Source organism: Pelosinus sp. IPA-1, assembly GCF_030269905.1.
In the GTDB taxonomy this organism is placed as follows: Bacteria; Bacillota; Negativicutes; order DSM-13327; family DSM-13327; genus Pelosinus.
Window position 1 is genome coordinate 390,326 of record NZ_BSVC01000005.1, and the last position, 22,598, is coordinate 412,923.

A 22,598-nucleotide genomic window follows, 5' to 3' on the forward strand; every position below is an offset into this window, starting at 1 on the left:
TGTTAATTCCTGTTATCCTTTTCTAGCATTTTAATCACACCCATGATTTCTTCCAAAAACTCATCTTCACCGAATCCAGTAAGAAAACCAACAGCATTTATCGTTGGAATACCATAGTCCGCAGAGGGCAGTGGACTGGTGTGGGTGATAAAATCAAACCTACCTCCTTCCGCTAAATTAAGCGCTTCTGTTGGTTTTGCCTCCGTTGCCGTAATTCTAATCCCCCTTTCTTCCATCGCTTCCTTCAATTTTTCGGCGATCATCGACGAAGTGACTGTACCTGATCCACATACTGACAGAACGTTAAACTTTCTCATTGCATTACTCCTTTCCAATTTAATTTATTGCATTGTCCTGTTACTGATCAAGACAACTTAATAACCCAGATGCCTCTTCTTTGGATGTAACATTTCTCAATTTCACTAACAACTCTTTATTTTGAAATACCGACATGAGATTTTTTAGTAGCTGGATCTGCAGATTTGGATCTTTAACTGCTAATAAAAAAACCAATTCTACACTTAATTCTTCATCTGGATTTATCATAGAATGAAAGATAGAAGCATCCTTTAGCGTTGCAATGGCAATATTCGATTGAATTACATGACCTGAGTCAGTATGTGGAATTGCTACGCAAAAATCACCAATTGAAAGTCCTGTGGGAAGATTTTTTTCCCTTTCTAACACCGCTTGGACATAGCTATCTTTTACATACCCTTTGGTTAACATTAAGTCCCCTAGTTTTTCTATAATATCTTTTGATGAGTTTGCTTCCATATTTAATACTACTAAATCTAAATCCAACATATATACAACCACTCCTTATGTTAGTTAACTGGACTATATCTTGATCACTCTTTCATTTTAGCGAAAAGAATTTCTCTAAATTGATTTATGTCTGTTAGATCTTTCAACCCTTCTACAAAATCTAAATTTAAGAACGGTTTTAACAAACCTTTAACAATTTTCTTATCATTAATTTTAAATGCTGGTAAACAAACAATCTTTGCTTTACCACCACCCCAAGCCATTGGTTGTTTTAACTTAGCCACCACAATGGCTGATTTATTAACTATGTTAGATTCCCCATGAGGAATTGCCATGCCCCCTTTCATAAAGGTAGGAGACATTTCTTCTCTTTTTAAAACTGACTGCAAAAACTCTTTTTTTACATACCCTTTATTGATTAGGAGTAGACACATAACCTCAATTAATTCTTTTTGAGCAGTAATTGAGGATTCAAAAACAAATAGATCCTCCTTTGAAAAGTTTGCTAAATCCTTTCCTTTTTCACTATTTAGAATTAGGTCAAATTCTCTTATGCCGCTACTAAGTAAATAAGGATCATAAACGATAAAGTTAACTCCTTCAATTTCAGGATTAATGGTTCCGATAATCGTCAATATTTTAAATTTTTCTTGAATTTCTTGTATTTTATCCCGTAAATGATCGTCCATCACTCCTACCTGAAATACAGTAACATTTGGGTATTTTTTTTCAATAGCTTGTCTAATATGATAAGCCGTTCCTTCACCTGTAAGGCATAAGGCAACAATCGCGATTGGTTTACTAGTTTCCTCTATGCTTAATAAGGGATAATTGTAGCGACTTTTTACTAAGCTTGCATATATTTCATTCAAGTTATTTTCCGGGATAGAGGCTTTGCGTACCGCTTCTATCACAGTAAGTAAATCTACTCGATCAAGAGTCTGGGTTTGTATTTGTAATTTTTCCGTAACAATTTTACCAGCGTTAACAAGTGAGCCCATATCTACCAAAAATAATATGCCTCTACCTTCATCTACAATCTTAGAGATGCCAATGATCTTTTCATAAATCATAGCTGGGCTTTCATCTAAAGGCATGTCAATGGCTATGGGGAAAGTCACGTTAAGTAATTCCCTTACTACATTAATAATTTCAGTAGCAATTTTCCCATGGGAGACTACAACCACTCCTACTCGGTTCTTCGGTGTCTTATTTTGAACAGCGGCCTTAATATACATTGCAATAAAGCCAATTTCATCTTCTGGTAGCTCCACATCTTTTAATTCTTTCAGCCAGTTACCAACTTGATGTGCTATGTTATACTCTTTCGCGAAGTCTTTTTTTATTTTAGATAGGTTAATATTTATAATGGGCTGTTTTAAACGTATTCTTTTGACTGTTTCATCTAAATGAATGGCTAAGTAAATAAATATATTTTCGTTAATTTCATTGTACAGATGCTCTTTTATTAATTGCAGCCTTACTTTCTTTACTAAAACAATAATATCTTTATCTGCTATATTTACTAATTCCGTTAAGGAAAAGTATTTATTCTTAGCAGTAAGACTTGATTCAAGATTACTGAACTTATTACTAATAAAAGTCCATAAAATTTCCTCTACTTCCGAGAAATTTATATTTAGCTTAATTAAGTCATAATATTTTTTTTCAATCTGCCGATAGAAATCTTCCGGCACCGAGCATTCGTTATTTTGAATATCTTTAATAAAATTAGCACTATTCTTAATAAAAGGTATAAATAACATATCCTGAATGTAATTTCTAATCTCTATAATGTTAATGTCTTCCAAGATAAAATCTCGCTGAATACTATTGGTTTCTAAAATATCTTCATATCCGATACTAATAATTTCACTATCTTTCCCTATATTTTTCATGAAGGCCCTAGCACAAACGACTTGTATTGTACTTTTTAGTTGACCAATATTACCGTTAAACCTTTTTAGAGTTAGTATTTCTATCACTTTAGACTCTACAAAAATTTTCACATTAATCCGGTTGCATTCTTTTTGAAAAAAGTCATATATAATCTCAACCTTTTCAACAAAAGCTCTCTCATGTAAAGAAGGGATCGAAATAATCATTGGTATACGTCTTCTAAAACTTAATAGTAAATTGGACTCTATATTCTCCGTAGTTGCGCCGATAAACATAATTTTTACTTTTCTTTCATCTTTTGTCTCACCTAATCTTCTAAACTGTCCTCTATCTAAGATAGAAAAAAGAATTTCTTGCCCCTTTGGCGGTAACCTATGAATTTCATCTAAAAAAAGAATGCCATTATTCGCATGTTCCACTATTCCTTCTGTATCGCTATCAGCACCAGTAAAAGCACCTTTTTTATAACCATATAATAAAGACAATAGCAGCTGAGGATTATCACTGTAATCTGCACAGTTAAAAACGATAAATGGTATTGTTTCCCCTATAACTTTCTTCTGCTTCGCAAAATTGTACATACATTCAGCGAACTGTGTCTTCCCAACGCCGCTTTCACCAATAATAAGGGTTGCCAGGCCAAAAGGAGGGTATAAGATTGCAGATTTTGATTGGATCACATTGTTTTCTAGACTACCATTATGACCTACTAAGTTGGCAAAGGGATCTTGCAGCACGACTATTTCTTCTTCATCGGGTATGTTATCTATACTAGATTCACTAAAAAATTCTTCCACTACATGCCTAGATATATCAAAACCTGATTCCATTAATTTCTTGGTGATTTCAGTAATATTCAGCTTACTATTTCCTTTGACTATGGTTTCTATTGTTTTCTTTAAATATGGTTTGCGCCGTTCTCTTGAGTTGCCAATTCCTAACTCTTTACGTAAAATTGTAATTTGCTCTCTTGTAGTCGATAACATTTTTGCTAATCTTACATCTGTAAACGGATCTTTTATGTTTTCAGTTCTTATAATCCCTAACATCTTTTCTTTTAAATCCATTACAAAACCCCTCTTCTGCTTCTATACTACGCAATTACCATGCCATACAAAAAAATAATTTATATTTGCCTTAAAAGCCAGTAAACCTGCTACCATCTATCAGATTTTACCATTTCATGAATATTTTGTACATTTTCCTAACAGTACTCAACTACAAACTTATCATTTTTAACATCTTAAATAAGTAGAAAGGATATAAGCCAGTTTACGCCTAGCTTATATCCTTTCTACTTATTTAAATGCTGACAATTTCCGCTATATCTTCTATTCAGCGTTTTTATATACAAAAAAAATAATGCCTCGTTCATTATTTCTAATGCCGAGGCAATGATTTTTATTATTTTGCTGAATTTTTCTTTGTGACAATTTCTTCGCTAGGATGACGCATCTCACATGCCCCTTTAAAAACAGCACCTTCACTAATACCTAAGATACCTGCTTTGATATCTCCAATAATTTGCGCACTAGGAAGTAACTCTAATTTTTCAGTAATATCTACATTACCATAAATAGTACCAGCAATCGTAGCATTAACAGCTTTACATTGGGCAGTAACTTTTGCATTTTCTCCGATCACTATATTACCAGTTGTATTGATATCGCCTTCAAATTGTCCGTCAATCCGGATGGTACCCTTACCGCTAATATTTCCCTTCATTATGGTATCCTTACCAATAATAGTCTCAACCTCACCTACGTAAGTCGTTTTTTTATTACTACTAAACATATTGCACGCTCCTGTATTGTTGTCAGCTTTATCTACTGTTTCTAGTTATCTACTCAACTTGATTAATTTAGGAAACTTGCAGGATTAACAGCAGTACCATTTACCCTAATTTCATAATGACAGTGCGGTCCCGTGCTTGCTCCTGTGTTACCAAGATATGCAATGACTTGTCCTTTCTTTACGACTTGACCAGTATGTACGAGTAATTGAGAATTATGTCCATAAATAGTGGCAATACCATTTCCATGATTGATTTGTACCATATTACCGTACCCACCATACCATTCACTCTGTACGACCTCACCGTCTGCCGTGGCAACAATGGGGGTTCCTACACTATTGGCTATATCAATGCCTGGGTGATAATCACCACCACCGCCCCATGGTGAGCTGCGCCAGCCAAAACGAGATGTAACATCGCCACTTGTTGGCCAAATAGAGGGAGTCGCTGCAAGCCTAGCTTGTTTTGCCAACAATTCTTGCTTTAATTCAACTAAACTTTGCTCACGTATTGTAACTGCTGCCTGCAAATCATTTACTACTACTTTAATATTATCAATATCGGATTGTACTCGAGGTCCACCTTGTCCACTGTAAGTGGCAGAAGGACGCACCAAGCCAGCCCGAGATGTATTTGTCGTATCTTCATTATTAACAATACGCCTTATTTCTGCATCTAGGGAATTTAGCCGCTCCATATCTGATTGTAATTTGGCCGTTTCTTTTGCCAATTTTTCGATCTCCGTAACCTGATCTCCATTGCTCTTTCGCAGATTTTCTAATTCAGCCTTTTCAGCACTAGCGATAGTGGCGCTATGACGAAAGTTAATAAAACTCCCTGCTATAACTATAGCAAGCAAACATATTAAACATATGGCTCCCTTTACGGCTAAAATTGGTATCCGGATTTTACGAACCGCCTGCCCTTGGTGAGGTACAACCATTAGAGTGTATTCTCTTCTATCTGGTTTATTTTCTTTTTTTATCAAAAAGTTTCCTCCCCTCGTTGGAAATTTTTTCTATATATTGAAACACATCTATTATTCGCCCTAAATGTAAAATATCCTGCTACATTTAAGTTATTTTTTCATAGCCTGTGTTAACGCTTGTTTTTCTTCTTCTGTTAAGAGATAAGATGAGTCTCCTGAAACAACTGGTTTTGCATAAGTACGAAATTCATTACGACCATAAATACTCGAAATAACTATACCATTGTTATGTGAGTCCAAAATAGCGATTGCAAAACTTAGATCACTCCCCACGTCTTCAAAGGCATTAAATCTAACTAATGCTACCTTCTGAATACATTCCTTAGAGATGCCTTCTAAACGTCTACACACTACTGATAAATCATCCACTTTGTGAACAACTTGCTTTACATCTTCAATGTGTGAAAGTAGAAGTGTCTCTAAATTTTGGCCATCCATCCCCTGCATCATTGTCCGGTATCGCTTATTCATCTTAGCTAATTTCATATTAATACTGACAAATACTACCAATGCTAGTAGTATCATAATTGTCATTCCTAATAACACATATTGTAAATTATTCATTACCAGGCTAGACAGTTGTGCTACATAATCCATTTTTACATCATACCTTTCAACTTACACTTAATTTTTTATGTCGGCCATAGAGACGCAAGTACTGCGGCTACTGGAATTGCCGGGAGTAAATTAGCTACTTTTATTGTTTTTATTTCTAACATGAGTAAACTAATTCCCATAATAAGTAAACCGCCAACCGCTGTCATTTCCATAATCATTCCATCAGCTATTATACCACTAAGACTACTAGCCAATAAAGTAATCAAACCTTGATAAACTAAAACAGAAATACTGGACAAAGCTACTCCAATCCCCATTCCGGCTGCAAACACAGCAGATGCAACAGCATCTAACATAGACTTTGCATATAAAGTACTCGCATCACCTGTTAATCCATCTTGTATGGAACCAACGATCGCCATTGCTCCCACACAAAATACAAGGCTTCCAGTGATGAAGCCCTCGCCCACACGACCAAATTTGCTACCTACCTGCAAATTTAGCCAATCGCCGAGACGTGTTAGCCAGTTATCAATTGCAATAAACTCACCAATTAACCCACCAATTACTACGCTTAATATTACTATTAGTATATTTTGTGTTTTAAATGCCATTTGTAAACCAATTAATCCGACAGCTAAAGCTAATCCATGCATTACCGTTTGCTGGTATTTGGTTGAAAGCTTTTGTTTTAATAATAAACCTATTAGCGAGCCGCCGAGAACTGCTGCTGCATTCACTAAGGTTCCTTTCACTTGTTCCCCCCCTTTCCCCCATAATATTCTATTTATGCTTTCCTTAAAAGTACGAAGAACGCAAAGGTACGCAAGGCTGAAGATAGTCCTAAACGTCCCTTTGCGCCATATTCTCATTTATGTAATTCTACCAATTTCACTACTACTAAGTGACAATACATTTTACCATATGATTGCTTTTTATTCACCCAATATTCTTTGAATATGGGGGAATGGTTCTAATGCCTGTTTCAAAACTCCATGAATATGAGCGATTAATATTCCATAGTTAACAACCGGTACTTCTTTATCAGATACTTCTGCGAGACGATGTAACATATCCCGGCGATTTAACATGCACGCTCCACAATGGATAATCAAACTATATTTACTCAAATCCTCGGGGAAATGACTGCCTGCAACCCATTCAAACTCTAATTTACCTCCCACTTTTTCCTGCAGCCACCTAGGTATTTTAACTGTTCCAATATCATCTTTCTGGCGGTGGTGTGTACAAGCTTCGGCAATTAGTACTTTATCTCCTGGTTTTAAACGGTCAATACTCTTGACTCCAGATACTAAAACTTCCAAATCTCCTTTATGTCTAGCAAATAAGATAGAAAAGGATGTCAGCATAACTTCTGGAGGGGTATCGGCTGCAACACTTGCAAAAGCCTGTGAATCTGTGACTACTAGTTGAGGTGGCTGCCGCAAGTTTGCAAAGGCCTGTTTTAATTCAGTTTCTTTCACAACGATCGTCAAACCATCATGATCAAGAATATCTCTTATCGTTTGTACTTGTGGTAAAATCAACCTTCCTTTTGGAGCAGCTGAATCAATTGGGGTAACCAAAATAACTGTATCACCTTTTTTAATTAAATCACCAATCACGGGGGGCCCTTGCCAATCGCTCGGTGCATAGGTAACGATAAGTTGTTTAAGCGCCTCGATCCCCTTCTTGTTTTTTACACTAATCGGTAGAAGGGGTATATTGAAATCTTCACTCCAGCTTTTTATCTTTTCTTGGGATAACTCCATGATATCGCTTTTATTAATCGCTCCAATAATAGGAATCCTTTTTACTTTAATACCTTCAATTAATGCCTTTTCATACTGAGTAACTCCTGTCTCAGCTTCCAAAACGATGATTACCAAATCAGCTTTGTTCAGAACTTGCATTGTACGTTCAACACGAAGTGTGCCGAGATGGCCCGCATCATCAACACCAGCCGTATCGATTATCATAACAGGACCAATCGGTAAAATTTCCATCGCTTTATATACTGGATCCGTTGTCGTTCCTGGAATATCAGAAACTAAGGCTACCTTTTGATTCGTTAGAGCATTGATTAAACTAGATTTCCCTGCATTACGACGTCCTAGAATTGCAATATGTAAACGGGATGCTTTTGGCGTTTCTTCCATACTTATTCTCCTTCTTCAAGTTAATAATGAGGTAATACTAAATTTGATACCTATCTATTGCAAATAGGAAATTACAAGGCAATAAATAAAGGAACTCTTGCAAATGAATTAGCACATCTCCTATTTACAATCTGACATATCATCCCAAAAGCTTACAATGTAACTTTACAAAAAGTGTCAAATTATGTTTCACGTGAAACATAATTTGACACTTTTACTTTTTATACAGCAAATGTGCCGCGAGGCTTATTTGATACAGGGGTTTCATCCCCACTTAATGTTTCGATAATTCGATCTAAGTCTTCAGTAGAATAAAATTCAATCTCAATTTTACTTTTCAACTTACCTGGCTTAATTTTTACTTTTGTACCTAAGATCATTTTTAGCCGATCTTCTGCTTCTGATACAAAAAAATCTTTATCTTCCACTGTTTTTGTTTGCTGTTTAGCTTGCTTAGGTTTTTCTGTCAAACGTTTTACTAGTTCTTCTGCATCGCGAGCTGATAAATCATCATCAATGATGATTTCAGCTGCTTCCAATTGTAAGTCTAATGTTTCTAAACCTAATAAAGGTCTCGCTTGTCCCATAGATAATGTTCCACGTGAAACATAATCTTGAACTATTGGGTGTAAATTTAATAATCGCACCATATTAGCAATTACAGAACGACTACGTCCAATTCTCCTCGCAACTTCCTCTTGTGTTAAATTAAAATCATCCATTAAACGGCGGTAGGCTAACGCTTCTTCTATCGCATTTAAATCTTCCCTTTGTATATTTTCAATTAAGGCAATCTCAGTCATTTCACCATCAGTATATTCTTTTATAATAGCAGGGACTTCCTGCAGACCTGCTTGTTGAGATGCCCGCCAACGTCTTTCTCCAGCCACTAATTCATAAGAATTATTACTTTTTCGTACTACAATGGGCTGTAATACTCCATATTGCTTTATAGAAGACACAAGCTCAGCGAGTGCCTCCTCGTCAAATACCCTGCGGGGTTGAAACTTATTAGGAATAATCTGATTGATAGAAATATTACTGACAAGAGGCTTTTCCTCTACAGAATTAGAGCCAGAAAATAGCGCATCGAGACCACGCCCTAATCCTCTCTGTGAGTTATTACTCATCATCAATCACCTCTTTCGCCAAATCAGTGTATACTTCAGCACCTTTAGATTTAGGATCATATCGAGTTATCGGTTGTCCATGACTTGGAGCCTCACTAAGGCGAACATTACGAGGAATAATTGTTTGATATACCTTGTGACGAAAATGACTTTTAACTTCATCTACAACTTGAATGGATAAATTCGTCCGAGCATCAAACATGGTCAGAACTACACCTTCTAAGGATAATGCAGGATTCAAGTTTTTCTGTACTAACGTTATGGTGTTCATTAATTGGGATAATCCTTCTAGTGCATAAAATTCACACTGAATTGGTACTAATACTGAATTAGCCGCTGTTAAAGAGTTTATTGTTAATAATCCAAGGGATGGTGGACAATCGATAATAATATAATCATAATTATATTTGATTTTATCCAATACCCTTTTTAGTTTTGTTTCTCGTGACATAATGGAAACTAATTCTATTTCCGCCCCTGCCAATTGAATTGTAGCGGGTAATAATTTTAGATTTTCAATTTTTGTTTGTAAAATAACGCCTTCTATTGGAGTATCATTTACTAAGACATCATAAATAGATTGTTTAATTTTTGTTTTATCAAAACCAAAGCCGCTAGTAGAATTTCCTTGTGGATCAAGATCAACTAATAGAACTTTTTTACCTAAGTCTGCTAAACATGCACTCAAATTTACAGAAGTTGTTGTTTTCCCAACGCCTCCTTTTTGGTTGGCAATTGCAATTACCTTTACCAAATAGTTCACCCCATATTCTCATTTATATTTTAAGAAAGACTACGAAACGGCACTTTCGCTGCTAATTTCTATAATGCTAATTCATTCCACATTCTTAAGAACATTTCCTGCAAAAAAACCGTCATCTTAAGCAAAAGCACTATTATTTAAGTAACTTATAATAAAATAGTAAAGTAAAATGGCTAATCCACAATCTTCTTCGTTAAAATAGGTATTTTATACCTTTAGTGTATAAATGATACGCTATAAATATCAATATGATAAATTAAAAATATTGACAAGCCTTTGTTTTTAATTTATCATAATATCCAATTTAATAAATACTCTTATCTAGAGTGGTCGAGGGACTGGCCCTATGACACCCAGCAACCGGCAGTAATGCAAATGGTGCTAAATCCAGCAGAATTCAATTCTGAAAGATAAGAGGAAAGAACGGATTAAAAAAACAGCCTCTTTCCTCAACAAGGAAAAGGGCTGTTTTTTTATCCTATTATAATATATAAACCTAAGAACAGTTCTTGTTTTTGTTATGATGAAGCCAAAATTTTAGATAAGCCTGTTGCTTTTCAATAACTTATAATAATGTGAGGTTAATTATGAAACTATGTGATCTATTTAATCGAGAAAAAACCCTTGTCTCTTTTGAAATATTTCCACCAAAACAAACGGTTACTTTAGAATCGATTTTTAAAACTACCGAAGGATTACAAACATTAAACCCAGACTTCATAAGTATTACCTATGGTGCTGGCGGTAGCGCCTCGGATCGCACTCTTGAAACTGCAGATAAAGTCAAAAATACCTATCATGTAGAAGCTCTAGCTCATTTAACTTGTATCAATTCGCAAAAAGATGATATTGATACAGTGCTTAACCAATTGCAAGCCCATAATATTCAAAACATATTAGCTATGCGCGGCGATTATCCCCTGGACAAAGGGTCCCTAAAGAATATGACAACAACCTTTCCTTACGCAAAAAATCTAATTGCCCACATAAAATCCCAACATGATTTTTGTATTGCAGCTGCTGCTTATCCAGAAGGTCATTTAGAATGTCCTAACCTTGCGGAAGACACGGTTCATCTGAAAGAAAAAGTAGATAGTGGTACCGATTTTCTCATTACTCAAATATTTTTTGATAATGCTGTCCTTTATAACTTTCTAGATCGAATCAGACAAGCCAATATTACCGTCCCCGTTTGCGCGGGGATTATGCCCCTACTAAATAGTAGGCAAGTGGCTAGAATTCATGGTCTATGCGGAGCATCCATTCCAAAACCTTTGCAAAGCATTATTGAAAAGTATGAAAACTCGCCAAATGATTTTGAAAAAGCTGGAATAGAATATGCTTGTAATCAAATTACCGATTTAATTGCCCATAAAGTAGATGGCATACATCTATATACTATGAACAAACTAGAACAGTCTAAAACTATCATTCAAGAAACAGGGCTACGCTAACTAGCAGACTACCTAAGGAGGAGTGTTATGCCAATCTACAATCCAGCATTGAAAAATCTAGATATGAAAGAAATCAAGCGCTATTCTGGACTAACCAAGGCTTCCGAGTTTCCGCCCCATTTACTAGAACAAGCTTGTACTGAGGCACAAATAATATCACAGCCTAAAGTAGTATGGCAAATTTACGATTATAATCCAAACACTGCTACTATAATGAGTCCAGAGCCGCTAACCCTGTCATCAATAAAAATAATTGAACACTTGAAAAATTGCCTACAAGTAATCGTAATTGCTGTTACAATAGGATCTAGATTAGAGGAAATGGTAAGTGAATACTTTACAAAAGACGAGTATACCCTAGGATTATTACTAGATGCAGCTGGTACAACAGCTGTTGAAGTGGCGGCGGACCAAGCATGTGACTTACTTAGACAACAAGCAAATCAAAAGGGTTATTCGACCCTCTTCCGCTTCAGTCCTGGTTACGGTCAATGGGATATTACCGTACAACCCCAAATTCTATCTTTGGCTCATGCCTATGAAATCAATGTAACCGCGACACCCTCTTGCATGTTATTACCACGAAAATCCATTACTGCTATAATCGGACTCACCCCTAATATTTGTCAGAGTGCCCCTACTTCGCCTGCCAAAAAGGCTAACTGTCAACAATGTCAACAAGTAAACTGCTTAGCGAGAAAGGATTGAACTATTTATGATTTATATTTTTGATGGTGCCATGGGAACTATGTTACAGAATGCTGGATTACCAGCAGGTTCTTGCCCGGAGTTATGGAATATAGAGCAGTCTGCTGTTATTACTAGCATACATAAAAGTTATATTGATAATGGTGCAGACATTATTGAAACAAATACCTTCGGTGCAAATCGGATAAAATTAACACATTATGGCTTACAAGATAAAGTACAAGCACTAAATACCGCGGCTGTAAAAGCGGCACGGGCCGCTTGCAGGCCAACAACCAAGATAGCAGGTTCTGTAGGACCTACCGGAAAATTAATTTCCCCGCTAGGAGATTTAACCTTTGACTCCGCTTATGACGTTTTTTATGAACAAATTTGTGCATTAGATCAAGCTGGCGTAGATATGATTTTGATTGAAACTATCATTGATATCCAAGAAATGCGCGCAGCCCTATTAGCTGCCAAAGCAGCTTCTACTAAACCAATTATTTGTCAGATGTCTTACGGTGCAGATGGACGCACTGTAACAGGTACAGATCCAGTTACAGCTGCTATCATATTAGAAGCTATGGGTGCAGATGTGATTGGTGCCAATTGTTCCTTAGGACCAGCTCAACTATTACCGATTGTTGAACAATTGGCTCAAACCACCAGTTGTCCTATTAGTATTCAATCGAATGCTGGTATGCCTAGTCTTATAAACAAACAAACCGTTTTCCCTATGGGGCCAGAAGAAATGGGCCAATGGGCACAAAAATTAGTTGCCGCAGGCGCTCAGTATATTGGAGGTTGCTGCGGCACTACTCCTAAGCATATTAAAGCAATTCACGAAGCAGTCAGTCACCTCTCGGTAACAACCTTGTCTACTAAGCAACAACTTAATAAAACAACAGCTTTAACCAGCCGCAGTAAAACAATTTATCTTGGTGCTAACCATCCCACAGTTATTATCGGGGAACGTATTAATCCTACAGGCCGCAAACAACTAGCTGCTGATATTGCCTCAGGTCAATTTATCTCTGTTAAAAAAGAAGCCTTAGCCCAAATTCGTGCTGGAGCGCATATTCTTGATGTTAATATGGGGGTTCCTGGTATTAACCAAGCGGAAGCTATGGAATACGTAGTTCAAGAGTTATCCATGCTTGTAGATGCTCCCCTAGTCATTGATACCACCGATTCTAAGGCTTTAGAAGCTGGCCTTAAGGCTTACCCTGGCAGAGCACTTATAAACTCTATCAGCGCAGAACCTGAGCGTTTGGAAACATTCCTACCTTTAGCCAAGAAATATGGCGCTGCCGTCTTATGTTTACCAATTAGTCCCAAGGGTGTGCCTAAAACAGCCCAAGAGCGTCTACAGGTTACAAAACAAATTATTCATGCTGCTTTTGCTGCAGGTCTCAGACCATGTGATTTCGTTTTAGATGCCTTAATTCTGACAGCAGCTGCGGATGCCCATGCCGGCATGGAAGCATTGACAGCATTAAAACTTTACCGAGAGCATTTAGGTTACCCAACGACGATGGGACTTAGTAATATATCTTTTGGTCTTCCTCGTAGAGACGCCATTAATGCAACCTTCTGCGCCATGGCTCTAGATGCAGGCCTAGATGCTCCTATACTAAATCCTTATGACCCGCTTATGCAGCATACTTTAGCAGCCTCTTCCTTACTTCTCGGTCATGACGCCAATGGAAGATCTTACAGTATGCAGTATGCACCCAATAAGCAGACAGAGGAAGAAGAAAGTCGAAATGTACCGAAAAATATCATTGATCAAATTCGTCAGGCTATAACCTCAGGAGAAAAAGAGGCTGTTGTTCCTTTAGTACAGCAAGCACTGGATGAAGGAATCAATTCTGTTGCAATTAGCGAACAAGCCTTAACAGCTGCCATGAATGAAGTTGGTACTGATTTTGGCAGTGGACGATGTTTCTTACCACAAGTATTACTTGCCGCAGAAACTATGCGTGCTGCTTTTCTTACGATAAAGAAAGTTTTACCTGCTCATGAGTCGAAAAGCCTTGGTATTGTTGTTTTGGCTACCGTAAAAGGCGATATTCATGATCTAGGAAAAAACATAGTCGCTGCCCTCCTAGAAAACAATGGCTTTACTGTAATTGATTTGGGTAAAGATGTTACACCAGAAGCAATTGTAGAAGGTGCTTTAAAATACAAGGCTGATATCGTAGGCCTCTGTGCCCTAATGACAACTACAATGCCTCAAATTGACCTTACAATTGCTGCGCTAAAAGCTGGAAATGCTAGTGCCAAAACAATTGTAGGCGGTGCAGTACTAACCCAGGAGTATGCAATACAAGCAGAAGCTGACGCCTATGCGGAAAATGGTGTCGAAGCTGTCACAATTGCCAAAAAACTACTGGCAATTCACTAAAAAGATAAAGCATCTTACTTTCATTTATATTATGAAAGTAAGATGCTTTTATTTTTTAAAATGCAGGAATTCTCGCTACCAGTATGGAACTTTTTAAAATAATATGTCGATTTTAAGGAAGTACGGATTGATTAAATAATAGGTGGTAGTTTATGGCAGATGAAGAAGCGATCGATCAAATAGATATAGAAGAATTACTAGCAAGTGCAGAGAAAGAATTGCACATTTCTGAAGTTGATCTACAGGCAGATAGTATAAATTCCCCTGAAACAGCCCCCATTAAAGAGGGCCCCTTGCTTACAAATTCGGAATCTACAGTACAATCAGACCAGAGTTTTTCTAATCTTGAATTACTACAAAAGTACATTTATCAAATTAAAATCGCTGCAATTTTAATACTTTTTTGTTTCGTAATTATAACTAGTGGTTTTCTAGGATACAGAGCTTCTCATGAAGCTGTAACAGCAAATACTCCCCTTGATAAAATTGTACAGCTTGGCATTACTTTTGAAGATAAAAATCTGGTCTCTTATGCAGGACGTGGTGATAAAGAAATAGTAACGGCCTTTCTGGATGCCGGTATGAATATTAATGCAACCCGAAATTCAGATGGATGGACAGCCTTACTATCAGCTTCTTTTTACAAAAAAACAGATTTAGTCCACTTATTACTAGAAAGACAGGCTGCTGTCAATATTCAAGATAAACAAGGCAGAACGTCCTTACATTACGCCTCTGCAATGGGCGCTGAAGATATTGTTACTATGCTACTAGAAGCTGGGGCAAACCCTAATTTACAAGATAAGCAAGGCCGTACTTCACTTATGGAAGCCTATTCAAAACAGCAGGCAAAAATCGCTGAAATCCTTAAAAATGCTGGGGCTGACCCAAGCATCCAGCCCATACCTAAAGTCGAAGAAAAGCCAACACTATCGCCCGTAGCCAAAACTACAGAGAAATCACCTGCCACCGCATCCATCTCAACAACTCCCGAGGAAATTCGGCTCACCGTTAACAAAGTTGGCCTTATACATATTGGTATGTCATTAGATGATTTACAAAAAATTTATCCTAACTATGCCCTGCGGGAAGAGTATTTCGATGGTGAAAAGAAAACTACTGCGATTATAAATTTACCTAACGGTTCTATTCCCTCTCTAAAACTAGACCTTACTAATGGCAAAATTAAATTAGTTTCTACAATTAGCACTTATGATCCTCGTTTTGTAACTGACAAAAATATTACAATAAATTCTACTGTTGGCGACATTCAAAAACAATATTCGAATACGGAAGTTAGAATCATTAATAATTCTTTATTTCTTTTAGTAAAAAGTATGAGAATGTTATTTGAACTGGATACGAAAAATGCAGCCATTCCGATAAAATGGTTAGAAACGAATAACCCGAATTCGATCTCCCCTGACACAAAGATAACACGAATAATTACCTATTAAGAAAAGACTTGGCTTGTGCCAAGTCCTCGGACGCAGGCAGAAGCCTTAGTCGTTCTTACTTGGAATCTATACTTTCTGATTCCGTAAAAAAAAGGCTAACAAAAATTGTTAGCCTTTTTTCTATTTCCGCTTAGGGATTCGTAAATTAATATGAATAAATTCTTCATCTTGCTCTTGCTTGACTTTAATCTTGAGACCTGTTTTTTTCATTTCACCTACAACGTTATTAATTGTATTAATAAAAATCCGTACATCTCGAATGATTTTTACAACATTGCGCTTTGGTACATTCTTAGCTTCTACTTGTTTCGCAATATCTTCCAAAAATTCTTCAATAAGTTCTTCTGTTTCACGAACATTTAAATTCTTTTCACTAATAAGCTCCAACACTTCTAATTGCAATCTAGAATCATCTATTTTAAGCAAAGAACGGGCATGACGTTCTGTTAATTTTTCGTTAGCTACTACAGCCCGAACTTCTGGTATCAGTTTTAATAAACGTAATTTATTGGCAATCGTAGATTGATTTTTGCCCATACGTTTCGCTAACTCTTCCTGGGTAAAGCCAAAACTCGTAATTAATTGTTGAAAGCCTTCCGCCTCTTCTAAAAAGTGTAAATCTTCACGTTGTAAATTTTCAATCATGGCTAATTCAGCCACTTCTTTATCCGTAAACTCCTTCACAATGACTGGAACTTGCTGCAATCCAGCCAACTTTGAAGCTCTTAGCCGACGTTCTCCTGCCACTAATTCAAAGCCATCAGCAATGGCCCTTACGATGAGTGGTTGAATGACACCATACTCTCCAATGGAAGATGCTAGCTCCTGAAGGGATTCTTCCGTAAATATTTTTCGAGGTTGAAACGGATTCGGAACAATATCCGTAATCTGCACATGCTTTACATTACCTTCTACAGAAATCGTATCGTCTATAATGCAAGCTTCCCTATTATCTATATTATCTGTAACATCTGTTTGCTCTTTAGCCTGGCTAGCTATTTCTGCATTATCTGAAGTCAGGCCTAATAATCTGGCCAAGTTTTTCATCTATACACCGCCTTACCAATAATAGGTTTGTCAATAGGTAATATTCGGCATTTCCCTACAAGTTCCTCTTTACCATGAATGGTTTATAATGGATTTTTTTCAGCTACGCCTGGACGCCTTGGATAACTAGGTGAAGTCTTCTTTACTTTTTTAATATACACAACTGCTCGGACATCATCGATTCTAGGTAGCTTTATATTTTCTATTTTTAGGATTTCGCCGCCTAACAGCCTCAGAGCCTCTGTAGACTCTTTTATTTCCTCATTGTACCTAGACCCTTTAAGGGCAATAAAAAAACCTCCTACGGCGACAAATGGAAGACACAATTCACAGAGAACATTCAATCTTGCAACTGCTCGAGAAACAGCAATATCATATTGTTCTCTATATCGTTTATTTTTGCCCCCATCCTCTGCACGACTATGAATATACTCTATATCAGATATACCCATTTTTTCGGCAACCGCTTTTAAAAATAAAATTCTTTTGTTTAACGAATCAAATAATGTAAGTTTCAAATCAGGGCGAAAAACTTTTAACGGCAAACCAGGGAACCCTGCCCCTGTCCCTACATCAATTATTTTTGCGCCTTTTTTAAAAATATCTTCATCATAACATGATAAAGAATCAATCATATGTTTAACAGCTACTTCGGCAGGATCGGTAATCGCTGTTAAATTTATTTTTTCATTCCATTCAACTAAAGTCTTGAAATATATGGAAAACTTTACTAATTGATCCTCTGTTAAGGATAAAGAGTATTCTTCGGCAACTTGGGCTAATACATCTTCAAATATCAATTTACTTCTTCCCTCCTGCGACGTTGTTCTAAATAAATCATTAAAATAGAAATATCAGCAGGTGAAACTCCAGAAATACGTGCCGCTTGTCCAATAGATAATGGGCGAATCTCGTTTAACTTTTCTCTAGCCTCCACAGCTAAACCGTGTAATTCCATATAATTAACATCTTCTGGTAACAATTTTTCTTCTAGTTTGCTGGCCCGCTCTACTTGTTCAAGTTGTTTACTAATATATCCTTCATATTTGGCAGCAATCTCTACTTGCTGCTTAACCGACATTTCCAAAGCAGGTACATCAAAATGTTCACGAATCATATCATAGCTGATCTCCGTTCTACGCAATAAATCGTAAAGCATGATGCCTGTTCTAAGTTCAGCAGTACCCATGGCGGACATTTTGACCTGCACTTCCGGTATCGGAGTAATCATCGTACTACGCAATAGGGCAAGACTTTCTTCAATGGAATCTCTTTTACTAACAAATCTCGTATATCTTTCATTACTAACTAGGCCAATTCTTCGCCCTTTTTCTGTTAAACGCAGATCAGCATTATCTTGGCGTAAAATTAGACGAAATTCAGCCCTAGAAGTCATAATACGATAAGGTTCACTTGTGCCCTTAGTTACTAAATCATCAATTAGTACACCAATATAGCCATCAGAACGAGATAAAATAAGCGGTTCACGCCCCATCACTAATAAAGCTGCATTAATACCAGCAATTAACCCTTGAGCAGCTGCTTCTTCGTAACCAGAAGTCCCATTTATCTGTCCTGCAGAAAATAAACCATGAATATGTTTAAACTCCAAAGAGGGTTTTAGCTGGGTTGAATCAATACAATCATAATCAATCGCATAACCTGGACGCATAATTTTAACATTTTCCATACCTGCAATCGTTCTTAAAAATTCATATTGCACATCAATTGGTAGGCTGGTAGACATCCCCTGTACATACATTTCGTTCGTCTGATATCCTTCCGGTTCAATAAACAACTGATGAGCATCCTTATCCGCAAATCGGACAATTTTCGATTCGATAGATGGACAATATCTAGGCCCCACCCCTTCAACGATACCAGTATACATCGGAGCTCTATGTAAATTATTACGAATAATCTCATGAGTTTTTTCATTTGTATATGTTAGCCAACAAGGTAATTGCTCCCTAGTTGTTATATCACTTAAAAAGGAAAAGTTATGAACCTGTTCATCACCAGGCTGAATTATCATTTTAGAGAAATCTAAAGATCTTCGATCCACTCTAGCAGGCGTACCTGTCTTAAAACGCATTAAACGAATATTCATTTCACGTAATGAATTCGTTAAATTTTCGGCAGCACGCTGTCCGTTCGGACCGCCTTTATAAGCCAGCTCACCAATAATGATCTTTCCTCCGAGATATGTACCAGTGGCTAATACAATACACTTTGCATGATACACTTCACCAGTCTCGACTTCTATACCATACACCAAATTATCCCTAGATAAAATCTTTTCCACTAGTACTTGCTTTACATCCAAATTCTGCTGATTTTCAATAGTTTCCTTCATTGTAGTATGATATAGCCCTTTATCAGCTTGTGCCCTTAAAGCGTGTACAGCTGGACCTTTACCAGTATTGAGCATCCGCATCTGCAAGCTAGTCTTATCCGTATTTATACCCATTTGCCCACCCAAAGCATCCAATTCTCTAACTAAATGCCCTTTTGCTGGTCCACCTACAGACGGATTACATGGCATAAAGGCAATATTATCCAAATTGAGAGTTGTAAGCAAAGTTTTGCAGCCCATACGAGCGGCTGCTAACGCTGCTTCACAACCAGAATGACCGGAACCAATAATAATTACATCATAATCTTCAGCAATAAACACAATCTGTCACTCCCCTATTTACCAATACAAAACTGAGTGAAAATCTCATGAATAATATCCTCGCCTACTGTATCTCCTGAAATTTCACCCAACTTGTCCCATGCATCCCTTAAATCTACTACTATACAATCAGAAGGCATATCTTGGTCAATCGTTAATAGGCTTGCCTCCAAATGTTCTTTAGCCTGTTCTAAAAGAGTTGACTGACGTAAATTCGTAACAAATGCTCCCTCTTTTTGCTCAACCTTTCCACTATACACTAAATCCACAATACTCTTTTCTAAATCTTCTAAACCTATACCTTCGGTTACAGATACTTTTAGTACCTTTTTATTAGAAACATAAGTATAAACTTCATCCATCTCAAGTTTTACTGGCAAATCACTTTTATTCACAATGACAATTGCTTCTTTATTTGCTAGCATAGTAAGTACTTCTCTATCCTCTGTGGATAATTCCATCGAAGCATCTAATAGTAATAAAATCAAATCTGCTGTGGCAACAAACTCTCGCGCCTTTTCCACACCCAACCGCTCAACTAAATCTGCCGTTTCACGAATTCCTGCAGTATCCACAATCTTTAATGGTATGCCACGAATATTAACAAATTCCTCAATACTATCTCGCGTTGTTCCAGGAATATCTGTAACAATTGCTCTTTTTTCTTTTAATAATGCATTTAGCAAACTCGATTTACCTACATTAGGTTTACCAATAATTACAGTTTCGAGTCCTTCCCTTAAGATTCGACCTGTTTCTTTCGTCGCTAACAATTCCTGCATTTCTTTTAATAATGTTTCAACAGAGCCTTTTACTTCTTGGGCGGTCATTACTTCTATATCTTCTTCAGGAAAATCGATAGCAGCTTCTAAATGAGCAATCATAGTTAAAACGCCATGTCTCATTTCCCTGATCTTCTCCGACAAATTTCCTTTCAAATGTCCAAGGGCCATACGTAGAGAAGCATCCGTTTTAGCTCTAATAATGTCAATTACAGCTTCCGCTTGGGATAAGTCGAGTCTGCCGTTAAGAAATGCTCTTTTGGTAAATTCACCAGGTTCAGCCATTCTAGCACCGTATTGCAGAGAAAGTTCTAGAATCCTCTTCATGGGGATGGGCCCTCCATGACAGTGAATTTCTACTACATCTTCACGGGTATATGACTTCGGTCCACGCATAATAAGTAGTAATACTTCATCCACAATCTCTTTCGAATCTGGCTCTATAATATTTCCATATGCTACTTGTCTTGATGCAACATCAACTGCTTTTTTTCCTTTTACACCAGAAAAAATTTGATTGGCTATTTTAGTTGCTAATGATCCACTCATGCGGATAATGCCAATCCCTCCTTCTCCTGGGGCTGTAGCAATTCCGCTAATAGTTTCTTCTATGAACACCAAACTGCCTCCTTACTAATTAGTAGCAAAACCCAGTAATAAAATAATTATTACTGGGTTTTTAATATGTATAATATCTATCTTTTTAATGCAATAACAATTTTGCGATAAGGTTCTTCCCCTTCGCTATAGGTGATAATTCGATGATCATTTTGTAAGGCCATATGAATAATTTTACGTTCATTCGGACTCATAGGTTCTAGCACTACTTTTTCCCCGCGTCGTTTTACCGTATCTGCTAAGCGAGCAGCCAAACGATTTAAGGTATCTGTACGACGCTGGCGATAATCTTCGACATCAAGAACGATCCGCACCTTACTATCTGCGTCTCGATTAGCTGCTAAATTCGTCAAATACTGCAGTGCATCCAAAGTTTGACCATGTTTCCCTATCAATATCCCTAAATTATTACCACGAATATTAAAACTAATAGAATCCTCTTGCTCTACTCTTTCAATTTGAACTTCTAAATTCATTAATACAAAAACATTTTCCAAGAAATCATATGCAACTTTTGCAGGATCAATTGGCTTAACTGATGCTCTGATTTTCGCAGGTTTACAGCCAATAATGCCTAAAAAGCCTTTACTTGGTGCTTCTAACACTTCATACTCAATACGGTCTTCTCCCACTCCAAGCTCACTTAAAGCTAGACGTACCGCCTCTTCAATGGTTTTACCAGTAGTTTCCACAGAAGTCATCGTGTTAATTAGCCTCCTTATTTTTGAGCCTCGCCACGGTACATCCACCACTGTTGAATAATTTGGAAAAGATTACTCATTACCCAATACAATACCAGCCCACCAGGAAAATTAATACTGATATAGCCGATAAATAATGGCATAAAATTCATCATCATTTTTGCTTGTTGATTCGCATCAGAACTTGTTTGTTTTTGTTGAATATAAGTAGTGGCTGCCGATAAAACCGGTAAAATATATAACGGATCATGTTGGGATAAATCAGCTATCCAAAAGAAGCTAGGCAATTGGGCATAATGATAATCACGAATGGCATAAAAAATTCCCATAAGAATTGGCATTTGAACGAGAAGAGGTAAACATCCTGATAAGGGATTAACTCCTGATTCTTTATATAAAAGTGCCATTTCTTTATTTAATTTTTCGGGATTACCTTTATATTTTTCTTGCATTGCTTTCATTTTAGGCTGTAAATCTTGCATAGCCTTCATACCCTTAACTTGTTTTACAGTTAAAGGATATAAAATTAATTTTATGGCCAAGGTTAATAAAATTATCGCTAGACCATAGTTTGGTATTCCCAAGCTTGCCGTCATATTGTAGAAAAAGGTTAATATATCTTGTAACAGTCCGATAGCTGAATCGAATAAAGCCAATATCTCACGTCCTCAATACTAATTTGGCAAAAGCCAATTATAATCTTAC

At 36.9% G+C, this 22,598-nt stretch carries 20 protein-coding genes and 1 riboswitch; of the genes, 4 read left to right on the top strand and 16 right to left on the bottom strand.

The features are described 5' to 3' along the window. Window positions 1-2: 2 nt before the first annotated feature. The 10 genes from QSJ81_RS14645 to QSJ81_RS14690 all read right to left on the bottom strand — a co-directional run bounded on the left by QSJ81_RS14645 (window position 3) and on the right by QSJ81_RS14690 (window position 10,060). Window positions 3-317, bottom strand: coding sequence for a PTS sugar transporter subunit IIB (locus QSJ81_RS14645; RefSeq protein ID WP_285718108.1), 315 nt, complete (start codon window positions 315-317; stop codon window positions 3-5). A gap of 40 nt (window positions 318-357) precedes the next feature. Further along, the gene (locus QSJ81_RS14650) at window positions 358-807 is read right to left on the bottom strand and encodes a PTS sugar transporter subunit IIA (RefSeq protein ID WP_285718109.1); all 450 of its coding nucleotides are present in this window, start codon (window positions 805-807) and stop codon (window positions 358-360) included. Window positions 808-851: 44 nt separating this feature from the next. Beyond that, a complete protein-coding gene (locus QSJ81_RS14655) occupies window positions 852-3,734 on the bottom strand; it encodes a sigma 54-interacting transcriptional regulator (RefSeq protein WP_285718110.1) in 2,883 nt (960 codons plus the stop codon). Window positions 3,735-4,071: 337 nt separating this feature from the next. Then, window positions 4,072-4,461 carry a bactofilin family protein gene (locus QSJ81_RS14660; protein WP_285718111.1) on the bottom strand — a complete coding sequence of 130 codons (390 nt, stop codon included), beginning with the start codon at window positions 4,459-4,461 and terminating at the stop codon, window positions 4,072-4,074. 62 nt (window positions 4,462-4,523) lie between these two features. Further along, window positions 4,524-5,450: a M23 family metallopeptidase gene (locus tag QSJ81_RS14665; protein WP_285718112.1), complete on the bottom strand. Its 927-nt coding sequence runs from the start codon at window positions 5,448-5,450 to the stop codon at window positions 4,524-4,526. 90 nt (window positions 5,451-5,540) lie between these two features. Next, a complete protein-coding gene (locus tag QSJ81_RS14670; RefSeq protein ID WP_285718113.1) occupies window positions 5,541-6,047 on the bottom strand; it encodes a DUF4446 family protein in 507 nt (168 codons plus the stop codon). Between the two features lie 35 nt (window positions 6,048-6,082). Then, the gene (locus QSJ81_RS14675; RefSeq protein ID WP_285718114.1) at window positions 6,083-6,763 is read right to left on the bottom strand and encodes a DUF554 domain-containing protein; all 681 of its coding nucleotides are present in this window, start codon (window positions 6,761-6,763) and stop codon (window positions 6,083-6,085) included. A gap of 180 nt (window positions 6,764-6,943) precedes the next feature. After that, complete coding sequence (gene hydF, locus QSJ81_RS14680; RefSeq protein WP_285718115.1) at window positions 6,944-8,167, bottom strand: [FeFe] hydrogenase H-cluster maturation GTPase HydF; 1,224 nt, start codon at window positions 8,165-8,167, stop codon at window positions 6,944-6,946. Window positions 8,168-8,388: 221 nt separating this feature from the next. Then, window positions 8,389-9,300: a ParB/RepB/Spo0J family partition protein gene (locus tag QSJ81_RS14685; RefSeq protein ID WP_285718116.1), complete on the bottom strand. Its 912-nt coding sequence runs from the start codon at window positions 9,298-9,300 to the stop codon at window positions 8,389-8,391. Further along, on the bottom strand, window positions 9,290-10,060 hold the full coding sequence (locus QSJ81_RS14690) for a ParA family protein (protein ID WP_352230894.1): 771 nt from the start codon (window positions 10,058-10,060) through the stop codon (window positions 9,290-9,292). Before QSJ81_RS14690 ends, QSJ81_RS14685 begins: the two co-directional genes overlap by 11 nt. A 314-nt stretch (window positions 10,061-10,374) precedes the next feature. Beyond that, window positions 10,375-10,477, top strand: a riboswitch (SAM riboswitch). 170 nt (window positions 10,478-10,647) lie between these two features. On the opposite strand from QSJ81_RS14690, the gene metF reads away from it, so the two are divergent. The 4 genes from metF to QSJ81_RS14710 all read left to right on the top strand — a co-directional run bounded on the left by metF (window position 10,648) and on the right by QSJ81_RS14710 (window position 16,068). Next, complete coding sequence (metF, locus tag QSJ81_RS14695; protein WP_285718118.1) at window positions 10,648-11,514, top strand: methylenetetrahydrofolate reductase [NAD(P)H]; 867 nt, start codon at window positions 10,648-10,650, stop codon at window positions 11,512-11,514. 27 nt (window positions 11,515-11,541) lie between these two features. Next, on the top strand, window positions 11,542-12,222 hold the full coding sequence (locus tag QSJ81_RS14700; protein ID WP_285718119.1) for a methionine synthase: 681 nt from the start codon (window positions 11,542-11,544) through the stop codon (window positions 12,220-12,222). Between the two features lie 7 nt (window positions 12,223-12,229). Then, a complete protein-coding gene (locus QSJ81_RS14705) occupies window positions 12,230-14,611 on the top strand; it encodes a homocysteine S-methyltransferase family protein (protein ID WP_285718120.1) in 2,382 nt (793 codons plus the stop codon). 152 nt (window positions 14,612-14,763) lie between these two features. Further along, window positions 14,764-16,068 carry an ankyrin repeat domain-containing protein gene (locus QSJ81_RS14710; RefSeq protein ID WP_285718121.1) on the top strand — a complete coding sequence of 435 codons (1,305 nt, stop codon included), beginning with the start codon at window positions 14,764-14,766 and terminating at the stop codon, window positions 16,066-16,068. 120 nt (window positions 16,069-16,188) lie between these two features. Here QSJ81_RS14710 and noc read toward each other — a convergent pair whose 3' ends face one another. From noc to QSJ81_RS14740, 6 genes are all read right to left on the bottom strand, one after another. Beyond that, the gene (noc, locus tag QSJ81_RS14715; protein WP_285718122.1) at window positions 16,189-17,115 is read right to left on the bottom strand and encodes a nucleoid occlusion protein; all 927 of its coding nucleotides are present in this window, start codon (window positions 17,113-17,115) and stop codon (window positions 16,189-16,191) included. 83 nt (window positions 17,116-17,198) lie between these two features. After that, the gene (gene rsmG / locus QSJ81_RS14720) at window positions 17,199-17,915 is read right to left on the bottom strand and encodes a 16S rRNA (guanine(527)-N(7))-methyltransferase RsmG (protein WP_285718123.1); all 717 of its coding nucleotides are present in this window, start codon (window positions 17,913-17,915) and stop codon (window positions 17,199-17,201) included. Continuing rightward, the gene (mnmG, locus tag QSJ81_RS14725) at window positions 17,912-19,792 is read right to left on the bottom strand and encodes a tRNA uridine-5-carboxymethylaminomethyl(34) synthesis enzyme MnmG (RefSeq protein WP_285718124.1); all 1,881 of its coding nucleotides are present in this window, start codon (window positions 19,790-19,792) and stop codon (window positions 17,912-17,914) included. The genes rsmG and mnmG overlap by 4 nt, the downstream gene beginning before the upstream one ends. Before the next feature lie 14 nt (window positions 19,793-19,806). After that, a complete protein-coding gene (gene mnmE / locus QSJ81_RS14730; protein WP_285718125.1) occupies window positions 19,807-21,192 on the bottom strand; it encodes a tRNA uridine-5-carboxymethylaminomethyl(34) synthesis GTPase MnmE in 1,386 nt (461 codons plus the stop codon). Between the two features lie 77 nt (window positions 21,193-21,269). Further along, the gene (jag, locus tag QSJ81_RS14735) at window positions 21,270-21,893 is read right to left on the bottom strand and encodes an RNA-binding cell elongation regulator Jag/EloR (protein ID WP_285718126.1); all 624 of its coding nucleotides are present in this window, start codon (window positions 21,891-21,893) and stop codon (window positions 21,270-21,272) included. Between the two features lie 17 nt (window positions 21,894-21,910). Beyond that, window positions 21,911-22,549: a YidC/Oxa1 family membrane protein insertase gene (locus tag QSJ81_RS14740; protein ID WP_285718127.1), complete on the bottom strand. Its 639-nt coding sequence runs from the start codon at window positions 22,547-22,549 to the stop codon at window positions 21,911-21,913. Window positions 22,550-22,598: the final 49 nt, after the last annotated feature.